General features: G+C 41.3%; 16 protein-coding genes. 7 read left to right on the top strand and 9 right to left on the bottom strand.

Annotated elements, in window-relative coordinates:
• Nucleotides 1–61: 61 nt before the first annotated feature.
• Nucleotides 62–1,171 carry a PstS family phosphate ABC transporter substrate-binding protein gene (locus ACE1TH_RS14310; protein ID WP_099303647.1) on the bottom strand — a complete coding sequence of 370 codons (1,110 nt, stop codon included), beginning with the start codon at nucleotides 1,169–1,171 and terminating at the stop codon, nucleotides 62–64.
• A 100-nt stretch (nucleotides 1,172–1,271) separates the two neighbouring features.
• Nucleotides 1,272–2,039 (bottom strand): type I methionyl aminopeptidase, encoded by a 768-nt coding sequence (gene map / locus ACE1TH_RS14305; RefSeq protein WP_255225404.1) that lies wholly within the window; start codon nucleotides 2,037–2,039, stop codon nucleotides 1,272–1,274.
• Between the two features lie 254 nt (nucleotides 2,040–2,293).
• On the opposite strand from map, the gene ACE1TH_RS14300 reads away from it, so the two are divergent.
• Nucleotides 2,294–2,746 (top strand): flavin reductase family protein, encoded by a 453-nt coding sequence (locus ACE1TH_RS14300; RefSeq protein WP_099303645.1) that lies wholly within the window; start codon nucleotides 2,294–2,296, stop codon nucleotides 2,744–2,746.
• Between the two features lie 82 nt (nucleotides 2,747–2,828).
• Here ACE1TH_RS14300 and ACE1TH_RS14295 read toward each other — a convergent pair whose 3' ends face one another.
• Nucleotides 2,829–3,887 carry a DUF3900 domain-containing protein gene (locus ACE1TH_RS14295; protein WP_099303643.1) on the bottom strand — a complete coding sequence of 353 codons (1,059 nt, stop codon included), beginning with the start codon at nucleotides 3,885–3,887 and terminating at the stop codon, nucleotides 2,829–2,831.
• Between the two features lie 167 nt (nucleotides 3,888–4,054).
• Between ACE1TH_RS14295 and ACE1TH_RS14290 the strand changes: the two genes are divergently transcribed.
• Nucleotides 4,055–4,828 (top strand): hypothetical protein, encoded by a 774-nt coding sequence (locus ACE1TH_RS14290; RefSeq protein WP_375079323.1) that lies wholly within the window; start codon nucleotides 4,055–4,057, stop codon nucleotides 4,826–4,828.
• Nucleotides 4,829–4,833: 5 nt separating this feature from the next.
• The gene (locus ACE1TH_RS14285) at nucleotides 4,834–5,472 is read left to right on the top strand and encodes a peptidylprolyl isomerase (RefSeq protein ID WP_375079322.1); all 639 of its coding nucleotides are present in this window, start codon (nucleotides 4,834–4,836) and stop codon (nucleotides 5,470–5,472) included.
• 38 nt (nucleotides 5,473–5,510) lie between these two features.
• Here ACE1TH_RS14285 and ACE1TH_RS14280 read toward each other — a convergent pair whose 3' ends face one another.
• Nucleotides 5,511–7,025 (bottom strand): CocE/NonD family hydrolase, encoded by a 1,515-nt coding sequence (locus ACE1TH_RS14280; RefSeq protein ID WP_375079321.1) that lies wholly within the window; start codon nucleotides 7,023–7,025, stop codon nucleotides 5,511–5,513.
• Nucleotides 7,026–7,155: 130 nt separating this feature from the next.
• On the opposite strand from ACE1TH_RS14280, the gene ACE1TH_RS14275 reads away from it, so the two are divergent.
• The gene (locus ACE1TH_RS14275; protein WP_099303637.1) at nucleotides 7,156–8,163 is read left to right on the top strand and encodes a zinc-binding alcohol dehydrogenase family protein; all 1,008 of its coding nucleotides are present in this window, start codon (nucleotides 7,156–7,158) and stop codon (nucleotides 8,161–8,163) included.
• A 43-nt stretch (nucleotides 8,164–8,206) separates the two neighbouring features.
• Here ACE1TH_RS14275 and phnE (ACE1TH_RS14270) read toward each other — a convergent pair whose 3' ends face one another.
• From phnE (ACE1TH_RS14270) to ACE1TH_RS14250, 5 genes are all read right to left on the bottom strand, one after another.
• The gene (gene phnE / locus ACE1TH_RS14270; RefSeq protein WP_099303635.1) at nucleotides 8,207–9,010 is read right to left on the bottom strand and encodes a phosphonate ABC transporter, permease protein PhnE; all 804 of its coding nucleotides are present in this window, start codon (nucleotides 9,008–9,010) and stop codon (nucleotides 8,207–8,209) included.
• Nucleotides 9,007–9,795: a phosphonate ABC transporter, permease protein PhnE gene (gene phnE, locus ACE1TH_RS14265; RefSeq protein ID WP_099303633.1), complete on the bottom strand. Its 789-nt coding sequence runs from the start codon at nucleotides 9,793–9,795 to the stop codon at nucleotides 9,007–9,009. Before phnE (ACE1TH_RS14265) ends, phnE (ACE1TH_RS14270) begins: the two co-directional genes overlap by 4 nt.
• A complete protein-coding gene (gene phnC / locus ACE1TH_RS14260; RefSeq protein WP_099303631.1) occupies nucleotides 9,764–10,564 on the bottom strand; it encodes a phosphonate ABC transporter ATP-binding protein in 801 nt (266 codons plus the stop codon). Before phnC ends, phnE (ACE1TH_RS14265) begins: the two co-directional genes overlap by 32 nt.
• A 119-nt stretch (nucleotides 10,565–10,683) precedes the next feature.
• On the bottom strand, nucleotides 10,684–11,622 hold the full coding sequence (locus ACE1TH_RS14255; RefSeq protein ID WP_099303629.1) for a phosphate/phosphite/phosphonate ABC transporter substrate-binding protein: 939 nt from the start codon (nucleotides 11,620–11,622) through the stop codon (nucleotides 10,684–10,686).
• 411 nt (nucleotides 11,623–12,033) lie between these two features.
• A complete protein-coding gene (locus tag ACE1TH_RS14250; protein ID WP_375079663.1) occupies nucleotides 12,034–13,536 on the bottom strand; it encodes an AbgT family transporter in 1,503 nt (500 codons plus the stop codon).
• Between the two features lie 431 nt (nucleotides 13,537–13,967).
• Here ACE1TH_RS14250 and ACE1TH_RS14245 point away from each other — a divergent pair, with 431 nt between their 5' ends.
• The 3 genes from ACE1TH_RS14245 to ACE1TH_RS14235 are packed head-to-tail and all read left to right on the top strand — an operon-like array spanning nucleotide 13,968 to nucleotide 17,656.
• Nucleotides 13,968–16,358, top strand: a complete 2,391-nt coding sequence (locus tag ACE1TH_RS14245) for a S8 family serine peptidase (protein WP_255223878.1) — start codon at nucleotides 13,968–13,970, stop codon at nucleotides 16,356–16,358.
• A 49-nt stretch (nucleotides 16,359–16,407) separates the two neighbouring features.
• Nucleotides 16,408–16,968, top strand: a complete 561-nt coding sequence (locus ACE1TH_RS14240) for a signal peptidase I (protein ID WP_375079320.1) — start codon at nucleotides 16,408–16,410, stop codon at nucleotides 16,966–16,968.
• Entirely contained in the window at nucleotides 16,949–17,656 is a 708-nt protein-coding gene (locus ACE1TH_RS14235) for a TasA family protein (RefSeq protein ID WP_099303623.1), read from the top strand. The genes ACE1TH_RS14240 and ACE1TH_RS14235 overlap by 20 nt, the downstream gene beginning before the upstream one ends.
• Nucleotides 17,657–17,673: the final 17 nt, after the last annotated feature.

Raw genomic sequence — 17,673 nt, 5'->3', positions numbered from 1 at the left:
TTTGCTTCTTGATAAACGCAAACCACCACCATTGGGATTCTTTCCCCTACGGTGGTGGTTTTTACTGTTCGTCCTCAATTGTTCCAAATCCTACTGCTTCTACGATCGTCTGAGCTTGATCGGCTTGAAGCCATTCTATAAATTGGTTGAGTTCTTCTGAAGGATTTGGTAACGTAACGGCGTATATCGTAATGGAAATCGGATAGTTCTTTAGACTAATAGCTTGTTGAGTTGGCTCTGTATCATCAATAGCAAGTGCTTGAATGTGATGGTCAGACGCTGCATATTGATAGTTGCTAAAAAATGTATACCCAATCGCGGTTTCGTAATTTTCATAAGTCGCGACTACCGATGTTTCGGATTGATTCATTCCAATTGAATCTTCCATCAAACTAGAAGACGGCTCTCCACGCATAAACCATTCAAACGCTAGTTGACTATCTTCTTCATCTCTTTGGTAGTTACGAATGCTTTGAACAGTTCCACCTACCTGTGACCAATTTGCGATGTCACCGTTATAAATAGCTTGAACTTGGTCACGATTTAACCCAATTACTTCTTGGTCTTGATGAGTGAAAAAGACCAATGCATCATTCGCGATAGGAGTCGTTTCGTACGATTCGTCTGCTGGCAAGAGGTATTCTGGCATAAAAACAACGGTGTTTGAATCATTGAGTTCATCAAGCGGCTGAGAAGATGCTGATAGCTTCTGTTGTGCTTGAAGTGGATCTTCACCCGAAACAATCGCTTCGACAAACGAACTATATAGAGGGTAAAGGAAGGTTGAACCCGCAATTTGAATAGAATCGAATGAAGCCGATACATCTTCTTCTCTAAATTCGAGAGGTCGATTTGGATGGAAGGGTTCCCACTGTTCTAAAGGTATGTATGGTTCTTCAATTGTTTGTAAATCGCCATTTCGCTGCTCATATGTATAAATGCTCACGGTGCCGACAACAATCATACTAATAAAAAACATTCTTCGAAACCCTGGTCGGTGCCATTGGTAAAACATAAGCGTTACATAAATAAGCACACACATGGTAGCGGCAGAAATAAACCATAAATAAAACATAGACACACCGAGGAACGCACATATAATGACTGTAATTAGGCCAATTCCTAAAATCGTTGATAGCACAACTAGGCGTATCATTTTTGTTAAAACCATGCTCTCCCTCCTTTTTCCTTCTTTTCCCTATTTCCCTTATTTTAAGTACACGTTTTCAAAAAAAATCCCGCACGATCGTACGCGTGCGGTAAAACAGGAGTTACAGGTACAAATGTGCATCCCCTTGATCCGTTAATATAAGTGGACCGTCTGCGGTAATGACGAGTGTATGCTCGTATTGAGCTGATAAAGAGCCATCTACCGTTCGAGCCGTCCAGCCATTGGAATCAAGTTTGCTTGGGTATTCGCCAATGTTGATCATAGGTTCAATCGTAATGACCATGCCTTCTTTTAAACGAAGACCTTTCCCAGGTGAGCCGTAATGAAGGATCTGGGGTGGTTCATGTAAGGTTGGTCCAATTCCGTGACCTGTAAAATCGCGTACAACAGCATAGCCTTTTGGTTCGACATAGGATTGAATCGCGTGACCAATATCGCCGATACGGTTTCCAACTTTAGCTTGTTTAATGCCTTCATACAGGGCACGATGGGTTACATCCATTAAGGCTTGTGCTTCTGGAGATGGCGTACCGACAGCATACGTCCATGCGGAGTCAGCGAGTGCACCATTTAAATTAAAGACGGAATCAATCGTCACAATATCCCCATCTTGTAAAGGTGTCGATCGAGGGAATCCATGACAAATCTCATCATTAATAGACGCACAAGTGGCATATTTATAACCGTTGTAGCCTTTTTGTTCTGGTGTAGCACCGTTCTTTTTTAAATAATCTTCTACAAAACGATCAAGCTCAGCGGTTGTTACACCAGGTTTGATTTGATCGGATAATTGTTTGTGGCATGCTGCAAGCAATTTCCCTGCTTCATGCATCATACTTTGTTCTCGTTTAGACTTAAGAGTAATCAACAAATCGCCTTCTTTCTGTTTAACGCATTTCGTCATTCATTTCTCATGATGTAGTGAACGTTATACGAGCGTAATGAATTAAATGTATTATTGTAAAATGAGAAAGTCAAGATGTCCATTCATCCATTCTTCTATAGCATACGATAGGGTTGGAAGATTGATGCAAGTTCAACTTGTTGCAAGGTGTTTTAATTGTAGGTATTATTTTAATGGAGTAGACATATGAGAAATGATAGGAATGAGGAGGGGAAACAATGGATGATCGTTTATTTAAAACCGCAATGAGTAAATTTACAACAGGTGTTACGGTTGTCACAACGGAGCTTGAGAATGAGGTTCACGGTATGACAGCGAATGCCTTTTTATCTGTATCGCTTGACCCGAAACTAATTCTTGTATCGGTCGATAATAAAGCAAGAATGAAACCTGTAATCGAGCAAGCAGGTTCGTTTGCAGTGAGTATATTAGCAGAAGGTCATGAAGACATTTCCATGCACTTTGCTCGTCAAAAAGAAAAAGAAGATCTAGCGTTAACGAATTTTGCTGGACTACCAACCATTGATGGTGCGATTGCTACGATCGCATGTGATTTATATGATACGAGTGTGCAAGGCGACCACACGCTATTTATAGGTAAAGTGAAAGATGTAGCTGTAACAGACAGGGAACCACTTGTGTATTATCAAGGTGGCTATAAGAAGATTTAATCAACCCACATAACAAGATCATCAAAAAACCTTCGTGAATGGAACAGGCTCGTTCATTCATGAAGGTTTTTTTTGTTCGTTGTTACTCGTCGTCTTGCTGCATCCGTTGAATAACCGCCTCTAGATGATCAGGCTTTAAAAACTCAATTGGCGAAGCATGCTTATCAAACGTCACCTGCTCCGCATCGACTACGAGCACGTAGCGGTCGTTTAATTTTGCCAAATGGACATTTGTTCCATAAACTTCCAATGGAAATTTCACAACAACATCACCTAGTTTAATGGTTGTTTTGGAATCAGGTATGTGCGCGGTAATAGCCGCTGTTGCTTCAACAACTTGATGGTGATTGAGCTGCTCCTGTAGCTCTCTTGTTTCACTAACGGACCACGATTCAAGCCGTTCTTCCATTTCTTGTTTTTCGGTGCTATCGGATGTGTATACTTCATTTACATGATCTTGAACCATCGTATGAACCTGCGTTTTAATGACTTCTGGCATAGGATCGCCATACTCCACAAATGGTAAAAAATCTTCGAAATAGCGGGCATGAGAGGCTTGGTGGATTTTCACTTTGTCATGCTCAAGCATGCCTTCTTCAATCATGTATGGATATTGAATAGATTTCATATTTTTCGTTGTGATGGCGCGTTCAACTTTTTTTAAGAGTGTAGTGGCATCACTTAAAACCGCGATATCGTCTTGAAAATCACATTTTAAAAGAAATAAAAATGGGTCGTCAAAGTATTTCTTCGGTTTTGCCTGACATACAAGAAAAACCCCTCCACGAACGGCGCTCGTACTTAGATAGGTTTCAACAAAAGACACGCTTTCTTTCTTAAAATCATCAATTGTAGCAGCAAGTAACGCTCGCTGAAACAAGGCATAGTTAGGATTTGAATCAAGTGGATGCTCACCTTCTGTTACAAATTGACCAATTTTTGTAGGTGCTTGAGCGTGGTTTGGATGAGACAGCGCCTTCCGCTTTACAATTCGTTTTAATTCACCTTCAAGAAAGTGAGATAAAGCGCTGCGATCAAATAGCTCTTCATCCATCGTTTGGTAATGATCATATGAGCGGCTGTCTTTTTGTGGATCAATTTCAACCACAAAAAAAGATACGTATCGAATCGAAAAATCCATAAATAACCCTTCCTGTCCGTACATTCATTTAGGAGGAGTATAGCACACATTTTTTTAAAAGTATGGACATTTGTCAAATGGGTTGTGTGATATTATTGAAATCTAGTTGTTAAGAAAGCGTAATGATTTGATTTAGGGTATACTAGGAAAAAAGGAGCAAGAGAGGTGTGGATTCATTGAAACAAGCCCTTTTTTTTGCTGTGACAATGGGACTGATCGTCTTTCTAGCGGCCTGTAATCAACAGCGAAATGTAATTACAGATGATGATATGGTTGCGACAGATGGGACGATTACGAATATAGAATATGAAGGTAATGAACACGCAATGGCTGGTTTACAGACTCATGTTTCCAATGAAGATGCAGAGCAATTACCAGGTATTGAATCGTTTGACGTCGATGACGCGAGTGCACCTGTTCATTTAAGTAATCGAACAGAAGTGTATATTAAGCATTTGTCGTCTTATTTAAGAGTGAATCAATCCTACTTAAAAAACGATATTGATGTAACGGTATATGAAGAATTAGATGACGATGGAGAACGGAATGAAACCGTTGCGAGTAAAATCGTTATTCAATCCAAAGATATGTCCATTACGGGCAAGATTTCAAATGTAAATGATGAAGAACAGACTTTTTTCATCTCTGGTGAAGATGGACATTATGAGTCTGGTACGCGGTTTAATTATGATCCTGCAACGGAAGTGTTGCTCATGAGTGAAGAACAAGAATATGAACGGTATACTGGTGATTTAGAGCTTGGGTTAATTGTTGAAGTCATTCCTCGTAGTAAAATTGTCGAAGGCATTCCTGCCCAATCAGATACAGCGCGGATTATTATCCACGAAGAAGAAAATGAAGATTTTGCTGAGGCTGTTCAAGAAGAACATGAAGAAGAGAATGACATGGAAGCTGAATCAGATGCCAAGAACGAGGAGTAAGTAAGGTGAAATATCTAGTTGTGTTAGTAGCGAGCCTGTTTATCGTGACAGCTTGTGGTTCCTCTGAAGAACCGAATCCAGCTAATGAAGCGCAAGCTCCAGAAGAAACGAACGAGTCAACAGGTGAAGGTGTTCCTGACGTTCCTGTTGAAGCAGGTGATACGCCAGTTGCAACAATCCAGATGGAAAATGGTGGAGAAGTCATTGTTGAACTCTACCCTGAACATGCACCTGTTACGGTTAATAATTTTGTCGCATTGGCAGAAGATCATTTCTATGAAGGTCTAACCTTTCATCGAATTATTGAAGGGTTTATGATTCAAGGTGGAGATCCATCCGGAAATGGTTCCGGCGGACCGGGTTATGGCATTAAAGGTGAATTTGAAAGCAACGACGTAGATAACCCTATTAAGCATGAACGTGGTGTTATCTCAATGGCTCGTGCACAAGGAATGGATACAGCCGGCTCCCAATTCTTTATTATGCATGAAGATAATGCGCAATTAGATGGAAATTATGCCGCGTTTGGAAAAGTGACGTCTGGTATGGACGTTGTAGATGCGATTGCCACGATGGAGACGAATGGAGAAACACCAGCTCCAGGTGAGGAACCGATCATTCAATCCATTACAATCGAACGATAAAAAGCATCCAACCTCAATCGTGAGGTTGGGTGTTTTTGTTAGCGCAATGGCTGTGTGGCGATTGGCAAAACAAATTTTGTATGTTGACGGAAGAAACAAGGTGCAAGCGCTAGAAGAGAACTCTCCACAGAGCTTTCCGAATGTGGACGATAAATGTGATTCGGTACGTTTGTTACCTCCACCTTTATACGATCGCCAGTTTTAAAGTGATAAGCGACTGCACTAAGCTCGATTTTCAATGTATTCTCGTCCAATATTTCTTCAGAAACCGTTACGAGTCCATCGCTAATTTGAAAAGCGGCCCCATCTTTAGGAACGGCTAGCAGTCGAATATAAAACGACTCCACCTTTTCGCCTTGGTTTATATCCAATTCCAAAGAGGGAGCGCCAATGAGCTCATGAATATCTTGAAAAGGTGTACTAATAAACGTTAGCTGTTTGTCGTCTCTACTCTGCATAAGTGAAAAAGGATGCGGCGTTTCTACTGTTGTAAACGTAAAAGGTACATGTCGTTGCTCGTCTTGTTCCAGAGGCCATGTTTTCTCTTTTCTCCACTTATTGATGCCCATGACAAACAACAACACTTGCGCATCTTCATCGACGCCATTTTTTTCGTCTTTTAGCCAGCGATCAAACCACCGAAGTTGAAAGTCTGTTACACTTCCTCCATTTGCCATAGAGTCAATATGTGCCGTATACCCGAAAGGCTGAGGCATTTCTAAGCGATTTCCGGTCCATGGACCCACAAGCAAGAGATGACGGTCCGAATCTTGTTTAGTTGCCGTTTGAAAAGCCCGTAACGTATGAGAAAGCGCATCATCAAACCAACCTGTTAAAAAATAAGACGGTGGATACGTAAGTGAATCCGTTTCAACAGGAGACGTTTCAATAAGCGTTGTAAAAAGATCTTGAACGCCAAGCATCTTAAAAACAGGTAGTTTTTGGATCGGATGATAGCGGTAGAGAGCTTCTTGACGGTCTTGATAAGCAAACAAATGAAAAAGCTGATCTCTTTTATGTTCCGTTTCCATCTCACGCTTTTCAATTATATTTTTGGTAAGCGATAGTGCGGTATCAATGACTTTTTTACTGTTTAAAAAATGGTTCCGATGTGAAAAAGCTTGCTTTGATTCAACGAAATGAATCGGAAACAAGGCAGAAAGGTGAGGAGGAGCGGCTTTTGCAGCAGCGTATTGTGTGTAGGCACTGTACGCTTCACCAAACATAGCGACCTTATTGGTCGTGTAGGGAAGGTGAACCGCCCATTCAATCGTATCAAAACCGTCTTCTTCTTCATGAGAAAAAGGAGTAAATGTTCCTTCTGATGCAAATCGTCCACGTACATCTTGAACGATAACTACATAGCCTTTTTCTACTAATTTCATCAGATCTGTTGGGCGAAAGAGATGTGAATCCTTCCCGTCGATCACACGAGTTAACAGTACAGGATAGGTATTTTGATCATTAAGGCGGTAACTATTTGCATAGAGCGTGACGCCATCGCGCATGCGACAGGGCACGTCTTTTTCAATTAATAGGGAACGTGACATCATTCATAACCTGCTTTTCTTTTGGATTTCATTCTCTTAAGGTACTAATTTTGCAAAGGAAATGCAATAGAGTAGACAAGGAAGTGGCTAATTGTTTACTCTAAAAGAAAGCGTTCTAAAGTGAGGGATTTGGATGAAAGCCGTAGGAGTGTACGAGTATTTACCAATTGAACATGAAGATAGCTTGTTAAATGAAGAGGTAGACACCCCAACCGCAGAGGGGCATGATCTGTTAATTGAAGTGAAAGCAGTATCGGTAAACCCTGTTGATACGAAGCAGCGAAAGGCTAAAAAGGAAAGAGAAGAGCGATTGCGCATACTTGGATTTGATGCGTCGGGTGTTGTGAAAGCGGTTGGAGAGGCATGTACTCTTTTCAACGTGGGAGATGAAGTGTACTATGCCGGTGATGTTACACGAAATGGTTCAAACGCGGAATACCAGCTTGTCGATGAGCGTCTTGTTGGGAAGATGCCTTCAACCTTAACGTTTGCAGAAGCGGCAGCAATGCCACTTACAGCCATTACAGCGTGGGAATCACTGTATGATCGAATGAAAATAAGCGATGAGGACAAAGGAAAAGCAATCCTGATTATTGGTGGTGCCGGTGGTGTTGGCTCCATTGCAATTCAGCTCGCTAAACAACAAGAGTTAAACGTCATTGCTACTGCTTCTAGACAAGAGACAAAAGAATGGTGTCAAACACTCGGAGCCGATCACGTCGTCAATCATCGCCAAAACCTTCATGAACAACTGCAAGAAATTGGTTATAAAGAAGTTGAATATATTTTGTGTTTAGCGGATACGAACCAACATTGGGACGGGATGGCGGCTTGTATTAAACCACAAGGCACCATTTGCGCCATTGTAGAGAACAAAGATGTGCTGGACATGCAAAAGATCCGTGCAAAAAGCGTGACGTTTGCTTGGGAATTTATGTTTACACGGTCGATGTTTCAAACGGACGATCAAATTGAGCAACACAATATGCTAACGAAAATGGCTCAGATGTTTGATGAAGGGAAGCTGCGTCACACAATGACAAAGGTGCTATCGCCATTAAATGCGAGTACTTTGAAACAAGCACATAAACAGCTTGAAGAAGGAAAAATGATCGGGAAGCTTGTAATTGAACAAAACTAGCATAGAAAAAAAGCGATCGGCGGTTAGCCAATCGCTTTTCTTGTTAAATGACCTTTTTACGCAGTGCACTTGAGATTAAATCAATCACTAAGACAAACAGGACTAATCCGATTAGAATAACGGCAACCCGGTCCCAGCTTCGGCCATTAATCGCAAAAATAAGTGGCGCACCAATTCCACCTGCACCAACGATCCCTAACGTAGCTGCGGAACGAAGGTTAATTTCAAAACGATACAGGGTTGCAGAAATGAAGCCAGGCAAGACTTGTGGCACGACCGCAAATAAAAGAACTTGTAGTTTATTTGCACCAGCCGCAACAAGTGCTTCTGAAGGACCTGGATCAATCGATTCAATTTCCTCCGCGTAAAGCTTTCCAAGCATCCCCATGGCACTCACGCCGAGAGCAAGCATACCGGCATAAGGGGTGGGACCAACGATTGTGATAAAAAGCAATGCCATAACAATGTCCGGAAACGTACGGAAGAAGCTTAAAAAAGATTTTCCTGAGCCAGAAATGATCCGTTTTACACTTAAATTTCGTGCTGCCCAAAATGCAATCGGAAACGATAGTACGATCGATAAGGTAATCCCAACTAGCGCAATGGCAAAGGTTTCAAGTAAATTTTGAATTAAATCTTCTTGTCCAGGCCGGTAGATGTAATCCCACTCTGGATTAAGGAAACCATCAAGAATAGCGGATGTTACAGTACCTGCATTAGGTGAGATGCCGCTGAAATTGATACCTGCAAATCCCCAAACATATAATAAAATCAAAATCAAAATAATAAAGGCTGTTTTGATACGGTTTTTCTTCGGTCTCTTAACCTTACTTCTTAAATCACTCATATTAAGCGCTCCCGAATTTTCAAACTAATAAAATCTATGACTAAAACAACTAACAATGTGTAAAGGATTAATGCGAGTACTTGATCAAACTGAAATGTATTTAGTGAGTTTGTATACAAGCGACCAATTCCACCTGCACCAACAATTCCTAAAATGGCTGCGGCTCGTACATTAATTTCTAGCGTATAGAGAACGTAAGAAGTAAACTGCGGCAACATTTGTGGAACAACACCAAAAACAATCCACTGAATTTTATTGGCGCCTACAGACGTCATCGATTCAAGTGGTCCTTTATCAATGTTCTCAACGGCTTCATAGGAAAGTTTGCCAATAACCCCTATAGAGAAAATACTTAAAGCAACAATTCCGGCAAGTGTATTAAAGCCAAGGATCGCAGCGAAAATCGCAGCAAGTAAAATATCAGGAACTGTACGTAGTGCGTTTAACGCAATTCGGGCTGGTTGGTGAATCCATATAGGTGTAGCTACGTTTGCCGCACAGAAAAATAAAATTGGAATCGCTAAAATGGCTCCGAACGTTGTCCCGATTAACGCCATGCGAATGGTTTCAAGCATAGCAGGCGTGGCTTCAATAAAGAACGTCATGTCAGGTGGAAACATTCGAATGATAATATCTAGCGCATTATCCCAATTACTAATGAAAATACGAGGATCAGCATTAATGTACCAGGCACTCGTTAAAATAACGGCTAGAATGAGAAGGAGCGTTGTGTAGAGCTTTGTTTTAGGTGGCTTAGTTAGTTGTTGATGGAGTGGTTGACTCATGGATATCCTCCCCTAAAAGCTCATCCTCTTGAATCGGTCGTCCATAAATTTCGGCGAATTTCTCGTCGGTTGCTTCAGATACTGGACCGTCAAACACAACTTCTCCTGCACGCAAGCCAATGATACGAGTGGCATATTCACGTGCTAAATCTATAAAATGAAGATTAACGATTGTCGTAATCTTGTCTTCTTGATTAATGCGCTTCAAATCATCCATCACTTGTTTCGTCGTCAAGGGATCAAGAGAAGCGGTTGGTTCATCGGCTAATATGACACTCGGTTCTTGTGCTAGCGCTCGAGCGATGGCAACACGTTGTTGCTGTCCGCCAGATAATTCGCTTGCTTTCGAATAAGCTTTTTCAAGAATATTGACACGATTCAATGCTTGCAATGCAAGTTCCACATCATCTTTTGGAAATAAGTTTAATACTGTTCGAAGCGTACTGTGATAGCCAACACGACCTGAGAGGACGTTTCGAAGAACAGATGAACGTTTCACTAAGTTGAAACTTTGGAAGATCATCGACGTTTGCTGACGAATTTTTCGCAAAGTCCGACCTTTTGCGGTTGTAATGGATTGCTCATTTATGAGAATTTCGCCTTCCGTAATATCATTTAATCGATTAATTGATCGTAGTAAGGTTGATTTTCCTGCTCCTGATAAACCAACAATAACAACAAATTCGCCTTGTTCAATTGTTAAATTAACGTTTTGTAGTCCTTTTGTGCCGTTTGGATACGTCTTAGACACATTCTTGATTTCAATCATTACGTCCCAACTTTCTTATTCAATCGTCAAATCTAATTACTAAGTGTGAATATAAGTAGTTTTTGTGAATGAGATAGCCCGTACATATAGGATGAACGGGCTCTATGAGCGTATATATGTTATTCTTCAATACGGTCAGCGTATTCGCGGACAATATCAAAATTACTATCTTCAGATTCTGTATAGCCTTCGTGAGAATATACATCAAAAATGATCTGACGACCTACTTCTGATTCACCAATGGCTATGAATGCTTCTTGCAATTTTTCCTGATACTCTTCAGACATGTCTGAACGGACAGAAATTGTGTCATTAGGAATCATTTCCGTTGTAGCAATGACGCGTGTCGTTTCCCAAATGTCAGGGAAGTCATTTGCGACTGTATTACGTGCGTCTTGGAACGTTACGGCTACATCTACAGACTCATCAAGTAAGCTTAAAATGGCTTGGTCATGTCCTTGGCGCTCAATTCCATTTACATCTGATTCCGGATCAATGCCTGCATCTAGTAATGCTGCGGCTGGCCAAACATAACCAGCAGATGAGGTTCTGTTTTGGAAGGCTACAGTTGCTCCTTCAACATCTTCAATTGTTTCAATATCAGAATCTTCTCTTACAAGAAATTGTGCTTTGTACCCATCGACTAGTTCATCAGTCGGTGAACCGTCTTCTTCATTTACGCCATATCGTAAAGATTGAAGAATGACTTCAGCAAACCCTTCTTCTTTCGCTGTTACGTACGCATTTGGAGGCAAAAATCCTACATCTACTGTACCTGAGCTTAGAGCTGTAATAACACTTGAGTAGTCTGTTGAAACAGATACATTTACGTCAATACCGTCTAGTTGCTCAGACAGCAAATCTTCCAGCGGTGCAGCTGTTGCTTCAAGTGTTTCTGCATTTTGAGAAGGGACAAACTGTACATTCAATACATCCGTTGGATCATTTGAATTCCCTGCTTCATCTCCGCCACCATTGTCATCACTGTCTCCACCACATGCTGCAAGCATAAGAGCTGTTACTGCTACAAACGTTGAACCGAACACCTTTTTTTTCAATTGTAGATCCCCCTAAAGTTTGGTTGAAAATGTAGCTTCCTCGATTATTGTAGATATAGTTTAGAAAACCGTCAATAACCGTTTTTACCGCTTTCATGTAGTGCTGTAAACGAATAAAGTGAAAAACCGTTTAATACCAATTGATTGAGCAATCTCATGTCAGCAAAAAATGTGCTAAATTTTTGAAAATAATTGCCGGTCAATTAACGATAAACTAGTAAAAAGAGGAAACAAGTCTAGTATAATCGATTTTTGTAAACCATGTATAAAGAAATTGTACCTTTTAAGTAAATCGTAAAAGTATGTTGAGAGATTTCCTGACAGTTCTAGACGGTTTTTTTCCTTAATATATACACATAAAAAACTGGAGCTAGGATCAATCTCCTAACTCCAGTCGTTTTGTTCAAATGTTTAAGGTTCATAATAAATTGGTGCACCAGGCCCCAAATCAATCCCGAGTAGAATCCAAATTATAAACATGAGGGTCCATGTAATCGAGAAGAAGATTGTGTATGGGAGCATCATTGAAACGAGTGTACCAATTCCAATTTTCTTATCATACTTTTGAGCGAATGCGATGACCATGGCAAAATACGTCATCGTCGGTGTAATGATATTCGTTGTTGAATCCGCAATTCGATATGCTGCCTGTGTGGTAGCAGGTGAGAAGCCGAAGTCCATCATCAGTGGTACGAATACCGGTGCCATAATCGCCCATTTTGCAGAAGCACTACCGACAAAGAGGTTAATGACTGCGCAAACAAGCATAAAGCCAAGAATAAGTGGTATCCCACCGACTTGTAACGATTCGAGCAATTCTGCTCCAAAAGCACCTAAGACAAGCCCAATGTTCGTTTCTTCAAAATAAGCAACAAACTGTCCTGCTGTAAAGGCAAGTACGATGAACATGCCCATTGAAGCCATTGTGTCGGACATTTGTTTAGCAGCATCTTTATCGTTTCGAATTTCTTTTGTGACAATGCCATAAACAATTCCTGGGATAAGGAAAATGAATAAAAGAATCGCAACAAGTGAGTCCATAAACGGTGAATTTAGTATTGGACTATCGCCATCTCCACGTAACGGTCCCCATTCAGGAACAACGAGTAGCAATGCTAGCGCAATTAGTCCGACAATTGTTAAGGCGGCATACACCAATCCTTTTTTCTCCACTTTAGAAAGGTACGTAATTTCTTCGCCTGCTTCTGCTTTTCCTTTAAACGTTCCTAATCGTGGCTCAACGATCTTCTCTGTAACAAATGTTCCGACAATCGTTAGTAAGAAAACAGAAGCGACCATGATGTAATAGTTCATTAAATAATTTAAGCCACTTGCGTACTCTGGGTCAACCGTAGCTGCGGCTTCCATTGTAAGTGAGCCAAGTAATGGGTCGAGTGACGTGACAAATATATTCGCCCCGAAACCAGCAGATACCCCTGCAAATGCTGCGGCAATACCAGCGAGCGGGTGACGTCCGAGTGATAAGAAAATTAACGCTCCGAGTGGTGGTAAAATCACATACCCTGCATCAACGGCCATACTAGATAGAACACCAGCAAAGATCAAGGCTGCTGTTACAAGTCGCTTTGGCACGGATGTAACGATCCCTCGAAGGGCCGCTCCAATTAATCCGCTTCGCTCTGCTACACCAATCCCAATCATTGTTGCAAGCACGACGCCTAATGGAGCAAAGTTAATAAAGTTATCAACCATGCTTGTAAATAAGTATTGAATTCCTTCAGCGCTTAACAAGTTTTCAACTTGTAAGGTTTCTCCAGGCTGAGTAGGATCATCAACGGTTACATCTAATGCTGAAAAAATAGCTGACGCAATAATAACGAGAACAGCTAAAATCGCAAACAACGTAACTGGGTGAGGCAATTTATTACCAAGCCATTCCACACCGTTTAACATTCGATTAAACGTGCGCGAGAAGAAGCCTGTCTTTTGTTGTTGTGCCACGATCTTCCCTCTTTTCAAGTAATCTAAAAGAACAAGTCTATCACAATGAACGACGGATACAATCCCCAATATTTGAGATGGTTAAGTAGGACTAAGTACCTTACTTTTATTCCCAGTATTTTAGGGAAATACGTTCTACAAAAAGTGAGTATATAGAATGGTTTTTTTTAAGTCAAGGTTTGGATAATCGATATTGGGAAATACCGAAATGTTGAAATAATGTGTAATTTATCGGTGTAATTGTCGATTATTTCAGACTTTCGTCATGCGCTGAAATTGATTTGGCAAATAAGTAAAAGAATTGAAATAATAATTGTTGTTTTCTGCATTTTCGATATAATTCGATTAAGCAAGACAATAATCGTTTGAAAGGGTGACCGCATTTGAAAAAAACGACACAATTAAACTGTACAAAGACATTGTCTGTTGTTGCACTGTCTTTTTGTATGGTTGCTAGTTCTTTTACTTTGCCGTCTTTGCAAGTAAAAGCTGAGGAAGATCTCGATGGTAAGCTTCTTTTACCTGATTCAATCGATCTTGATAGCGATGAAGAAGTTTCGATTATTGTCGAATTAGAAGAGTTGTCAGAACAAGTGGCGTTAGCGTTAGCTGAAGAGGAAGGCGAAGCGTTATCAGAAGAAGAGGCACAAGAGAACGTTGAGCAGTCACAAGAAGCATTTGCAGGGATTTTGGGCGATGTTTTTTCTGAACAAGAACAAGAGCAAATCGATTACACTGTAAATTTTACTTATACGACAATATTTAATGGTGCAGCGCTAACGTTACCAGCAAACAAAGTGGAAGAGTTGCTGCAATATGAAGAAATAAAAGCGATTTACAATGATGAAGAAGTAGAACTGATCCATCCAGTTGAATCAAAAGAATATGATGAGCCAGTCGACGCGACAATGGTAGATAGCATTCCTTTTTTAGGAGTAAATGATTTACATATTGACGGGTTAACAGGAGAAGGTATCAAGATCGGTGTACTTGATACAGGTGTTGACTACAATCATCCAGATTTGAAAGATGTCTACAAAGGTGGGTATGACTTTATCGATGATGATGACGACCCAATGGAAGCAACGTATGATGACTGGTTAGCATCAGACTTGCCTGAGTTTAATGGTGGTCGTCCTTATTACACGAATCATGGCACACACGTTAGCGGAACAACGAATGGGACCGGTGAGAACGATTCAGAATATGCAGTCACGGGAGTAGCACCTGATGCAGACCTTTATGCTTATCGCGTACTTGGACCTTATGGTTCTGGCGCAACGTCTGGGGTTATTGCTGGAATTGAGCGCTCTGTTGAAGATGGTATGGATGTCATTAATCTTTCGTTAGGAAGCGCAACGAATAATCCGATTGCGCCAACAGGAATCGCAACAAATAATGCGGTGCTAGCAGGCGTAACGGTGGTCACGTCAGCAGGGAATAGTGGAAGAGATGGATTATATACGATTGGAGCCCCTGGTTCTGCCGCTTTGCCTATTTCTGTAGGTGCGAGTAATGTGCCAATTGACGTGCCTGAATTTACAAGCGAATATAATGTAGCGGATCAAACGTTGGCTGGAGACTTGCGTGTGATTTCGGAATCATTCGAAACTCCTCTTGAAGAATTTACTGGAGAAACGTTCGAACTTGTTGAAGCTGGATTGGGACGCGTGCAAGAGTTTGCAGATGTTGATGTGGAAGGGAAAGTAGCAATCGTTGCTAGAGGAGACCTTGCATTTGTTGATAAAATTGCGAATGCGAAAGATGCTGGCGCCGCTGGTGTTATTATTTATAACAATCTTCCAGGTGCAGGCCATAATCCTGTTTACGTTGGGGCGAGCCGTGGCTATATTCCAGGTTTCTCACTCACGTATGAACAAGGTAGAGCGATTGTTGATTTACTTGACGAAGACGCTACGGTAACGTTTGGTGACATGAGTGCTTTCACGACGATTGGCGACACACTGGCTGATTTTAGTTCAAGAGGCCCTGTGAATTATACAGCCGCCATCAAACCAGAAGTGGTAGCGCCTGGTGTAGATGTATTGTCAACCGTTCCAAGCTACATGGCAGGACCTGAGTTTATTGGCGATTATGAATTTTCTTACGGAAGAGCTTCAGGTACATCGATGTCTTCCCCTCACGTAGCAGGGATTGCAGCGCTTATGCTTCAAGCAAATGAAGCGTTAACGCCAGCAGAAGTGAAAACCAAACTGATGAACACATCTGTACCATTGACGAATGATTACAATGTCTTTGAGGTAGGTGCTGGACGTGTAGATCCACAAGCAGCGATCGATTCAACAATGATGTTCCAATCAACGATGGACGCTTTACATGTGGAAGATAGCTTACTAACGATTATCCCTGACCGTACAGGCGCACTAAGCTTTGGGCCAGTGAGCACGGCAACAGGAAACATTCGTGAACTTCAAAGCCTTCGTATTTCAAATACAGGTGAAGAAGCAAAATCATTTACGGTTCAAACTCAATTTGAAGCAGTGAACGGAACGCTACCAGCAGGAGCAAGTGGGATGACGCTGCAGACAAATACGTCGATTACTGTTCCAGCAGGTGAAACCGTGACGAGCAATAGTTTCTTAGTGGCACCAAAAATTGCGAGACAAGGATTATATGGCGGCTATATGGTCTTCACAAATAAAGATGATTCATCTGAAGTGTACCGTGTCCCATTTGGAACGTATGTGTCTGAACAGGCAATTGCGGACCTGCCAATTGGTCAACCTGTCGTCGCGTCAATTCCAGCATCATAAAAGAATATGTGGGGGAGAGCGTCTCCCCTTCTTACTAAGGGTGTAACATATGGCGAAAAAAATCTGGACGAGTATCCGCTTAGTACTTATGACAATCTTTTCATTTCTGTTCTTCGTTGTGTTGCTCGTTTTTATACAAAGTAATGGCGAAGAAGGCGCAGGAATCGAACTATTTGGCTACACTTCTTTCACCGTTCTGTCCAATAGTATGGAGCCAACGTTTCATGCCGGCGACGTGATTATTATTGAACAAAATGAAGACGTAAGAAATGGGGATGTCGTCACGTATATGACGCCAGAACGCCGTTTGTTTACACATCGAATTGTTGGTGAAGCAAGAGAAGACGGGAAAACCTTCTATACAACGAAGGGAGATAATAACTCTATTGAAGATCGACTCCCCATTGTTGATGAACAAATTGTAGGTGTTCACCGCTTCACGATACCGAAAATCGGGCTGATCTCCGAGTCAATTCAAAATAATGTTGATATGCGCTATGTTGTTTTTATTCCTTTAGTCATTTTTCTCATTATAACCATCATGGAATTTACGCAAAGAAAACATAAGAAACCTGAGGAGGAGCAACTTTATGAAAAAGAAAGCACTTAAACTCTCATTACTAGGTACCGCATTTGCAGGAGCGTTAGTTTTTACAGCGACATCAACAGGCTCATTTGCCTGGTTCACGGATTCAGTGGAAGCAACTGGCGAAATTCAAGGGGGAACCTTAGAATTAAACAATGGTGAAGACATCAATGGATCGATTGTCGAAGCGTCAAACTTTGCGCCATCTCAGCTCATCTTTGGGGATTGGTTGTCTGTTGAAAATACAGGAACCCTTGATACACACTTGCAAGCGACTTATGCACACAACGTCAATTTAGAAGTGCCGATTGACGCTTACAAAGTCGGCTATATTGCGCTCAAATATACTGTTGCTCCAGGAAGAGATGTCTATGAAGATGCCCAGTACCGTTTGGATCAACTTTTTAATGGCGTCACAAATGAAGTTCAAACGTTTTCAGCTGCATCTAACGCAGGTTCCGATGATGTTGAAGTGTTAGTTGCATTAGTGGATGAAAGTGATTACGACCAAAACACTGGTGAGCTCTTCTTAGGAGACGGGGCGCAATCAGGAACGGATAATGAATTTTGGCAGCTTGATGAGGGACAGTACATTGACCTTAATTTTGGTGTAAAGCTTGATGCGAATGCCGGGAACGAGTACCAGGGCGCTGTTTATCAAGCCGTTCTGGAAGTGTTAGCGAAACAAACAGATAATGGGTCTGAATATTAATCGTTAGAAGAGACCGG

The organism is Shouchella sp. JSM 1781072, from assembly GCF_041949915.1.
GTDB lineage: Bacteria > Bacillota > Bacilli > Bacillales > Bacillaceae_D > Shouchella.
Note: the sequence above shows the minus strand (reverse complement) of the source record. Positions and strands in the feature narration are given on the sequence as shown.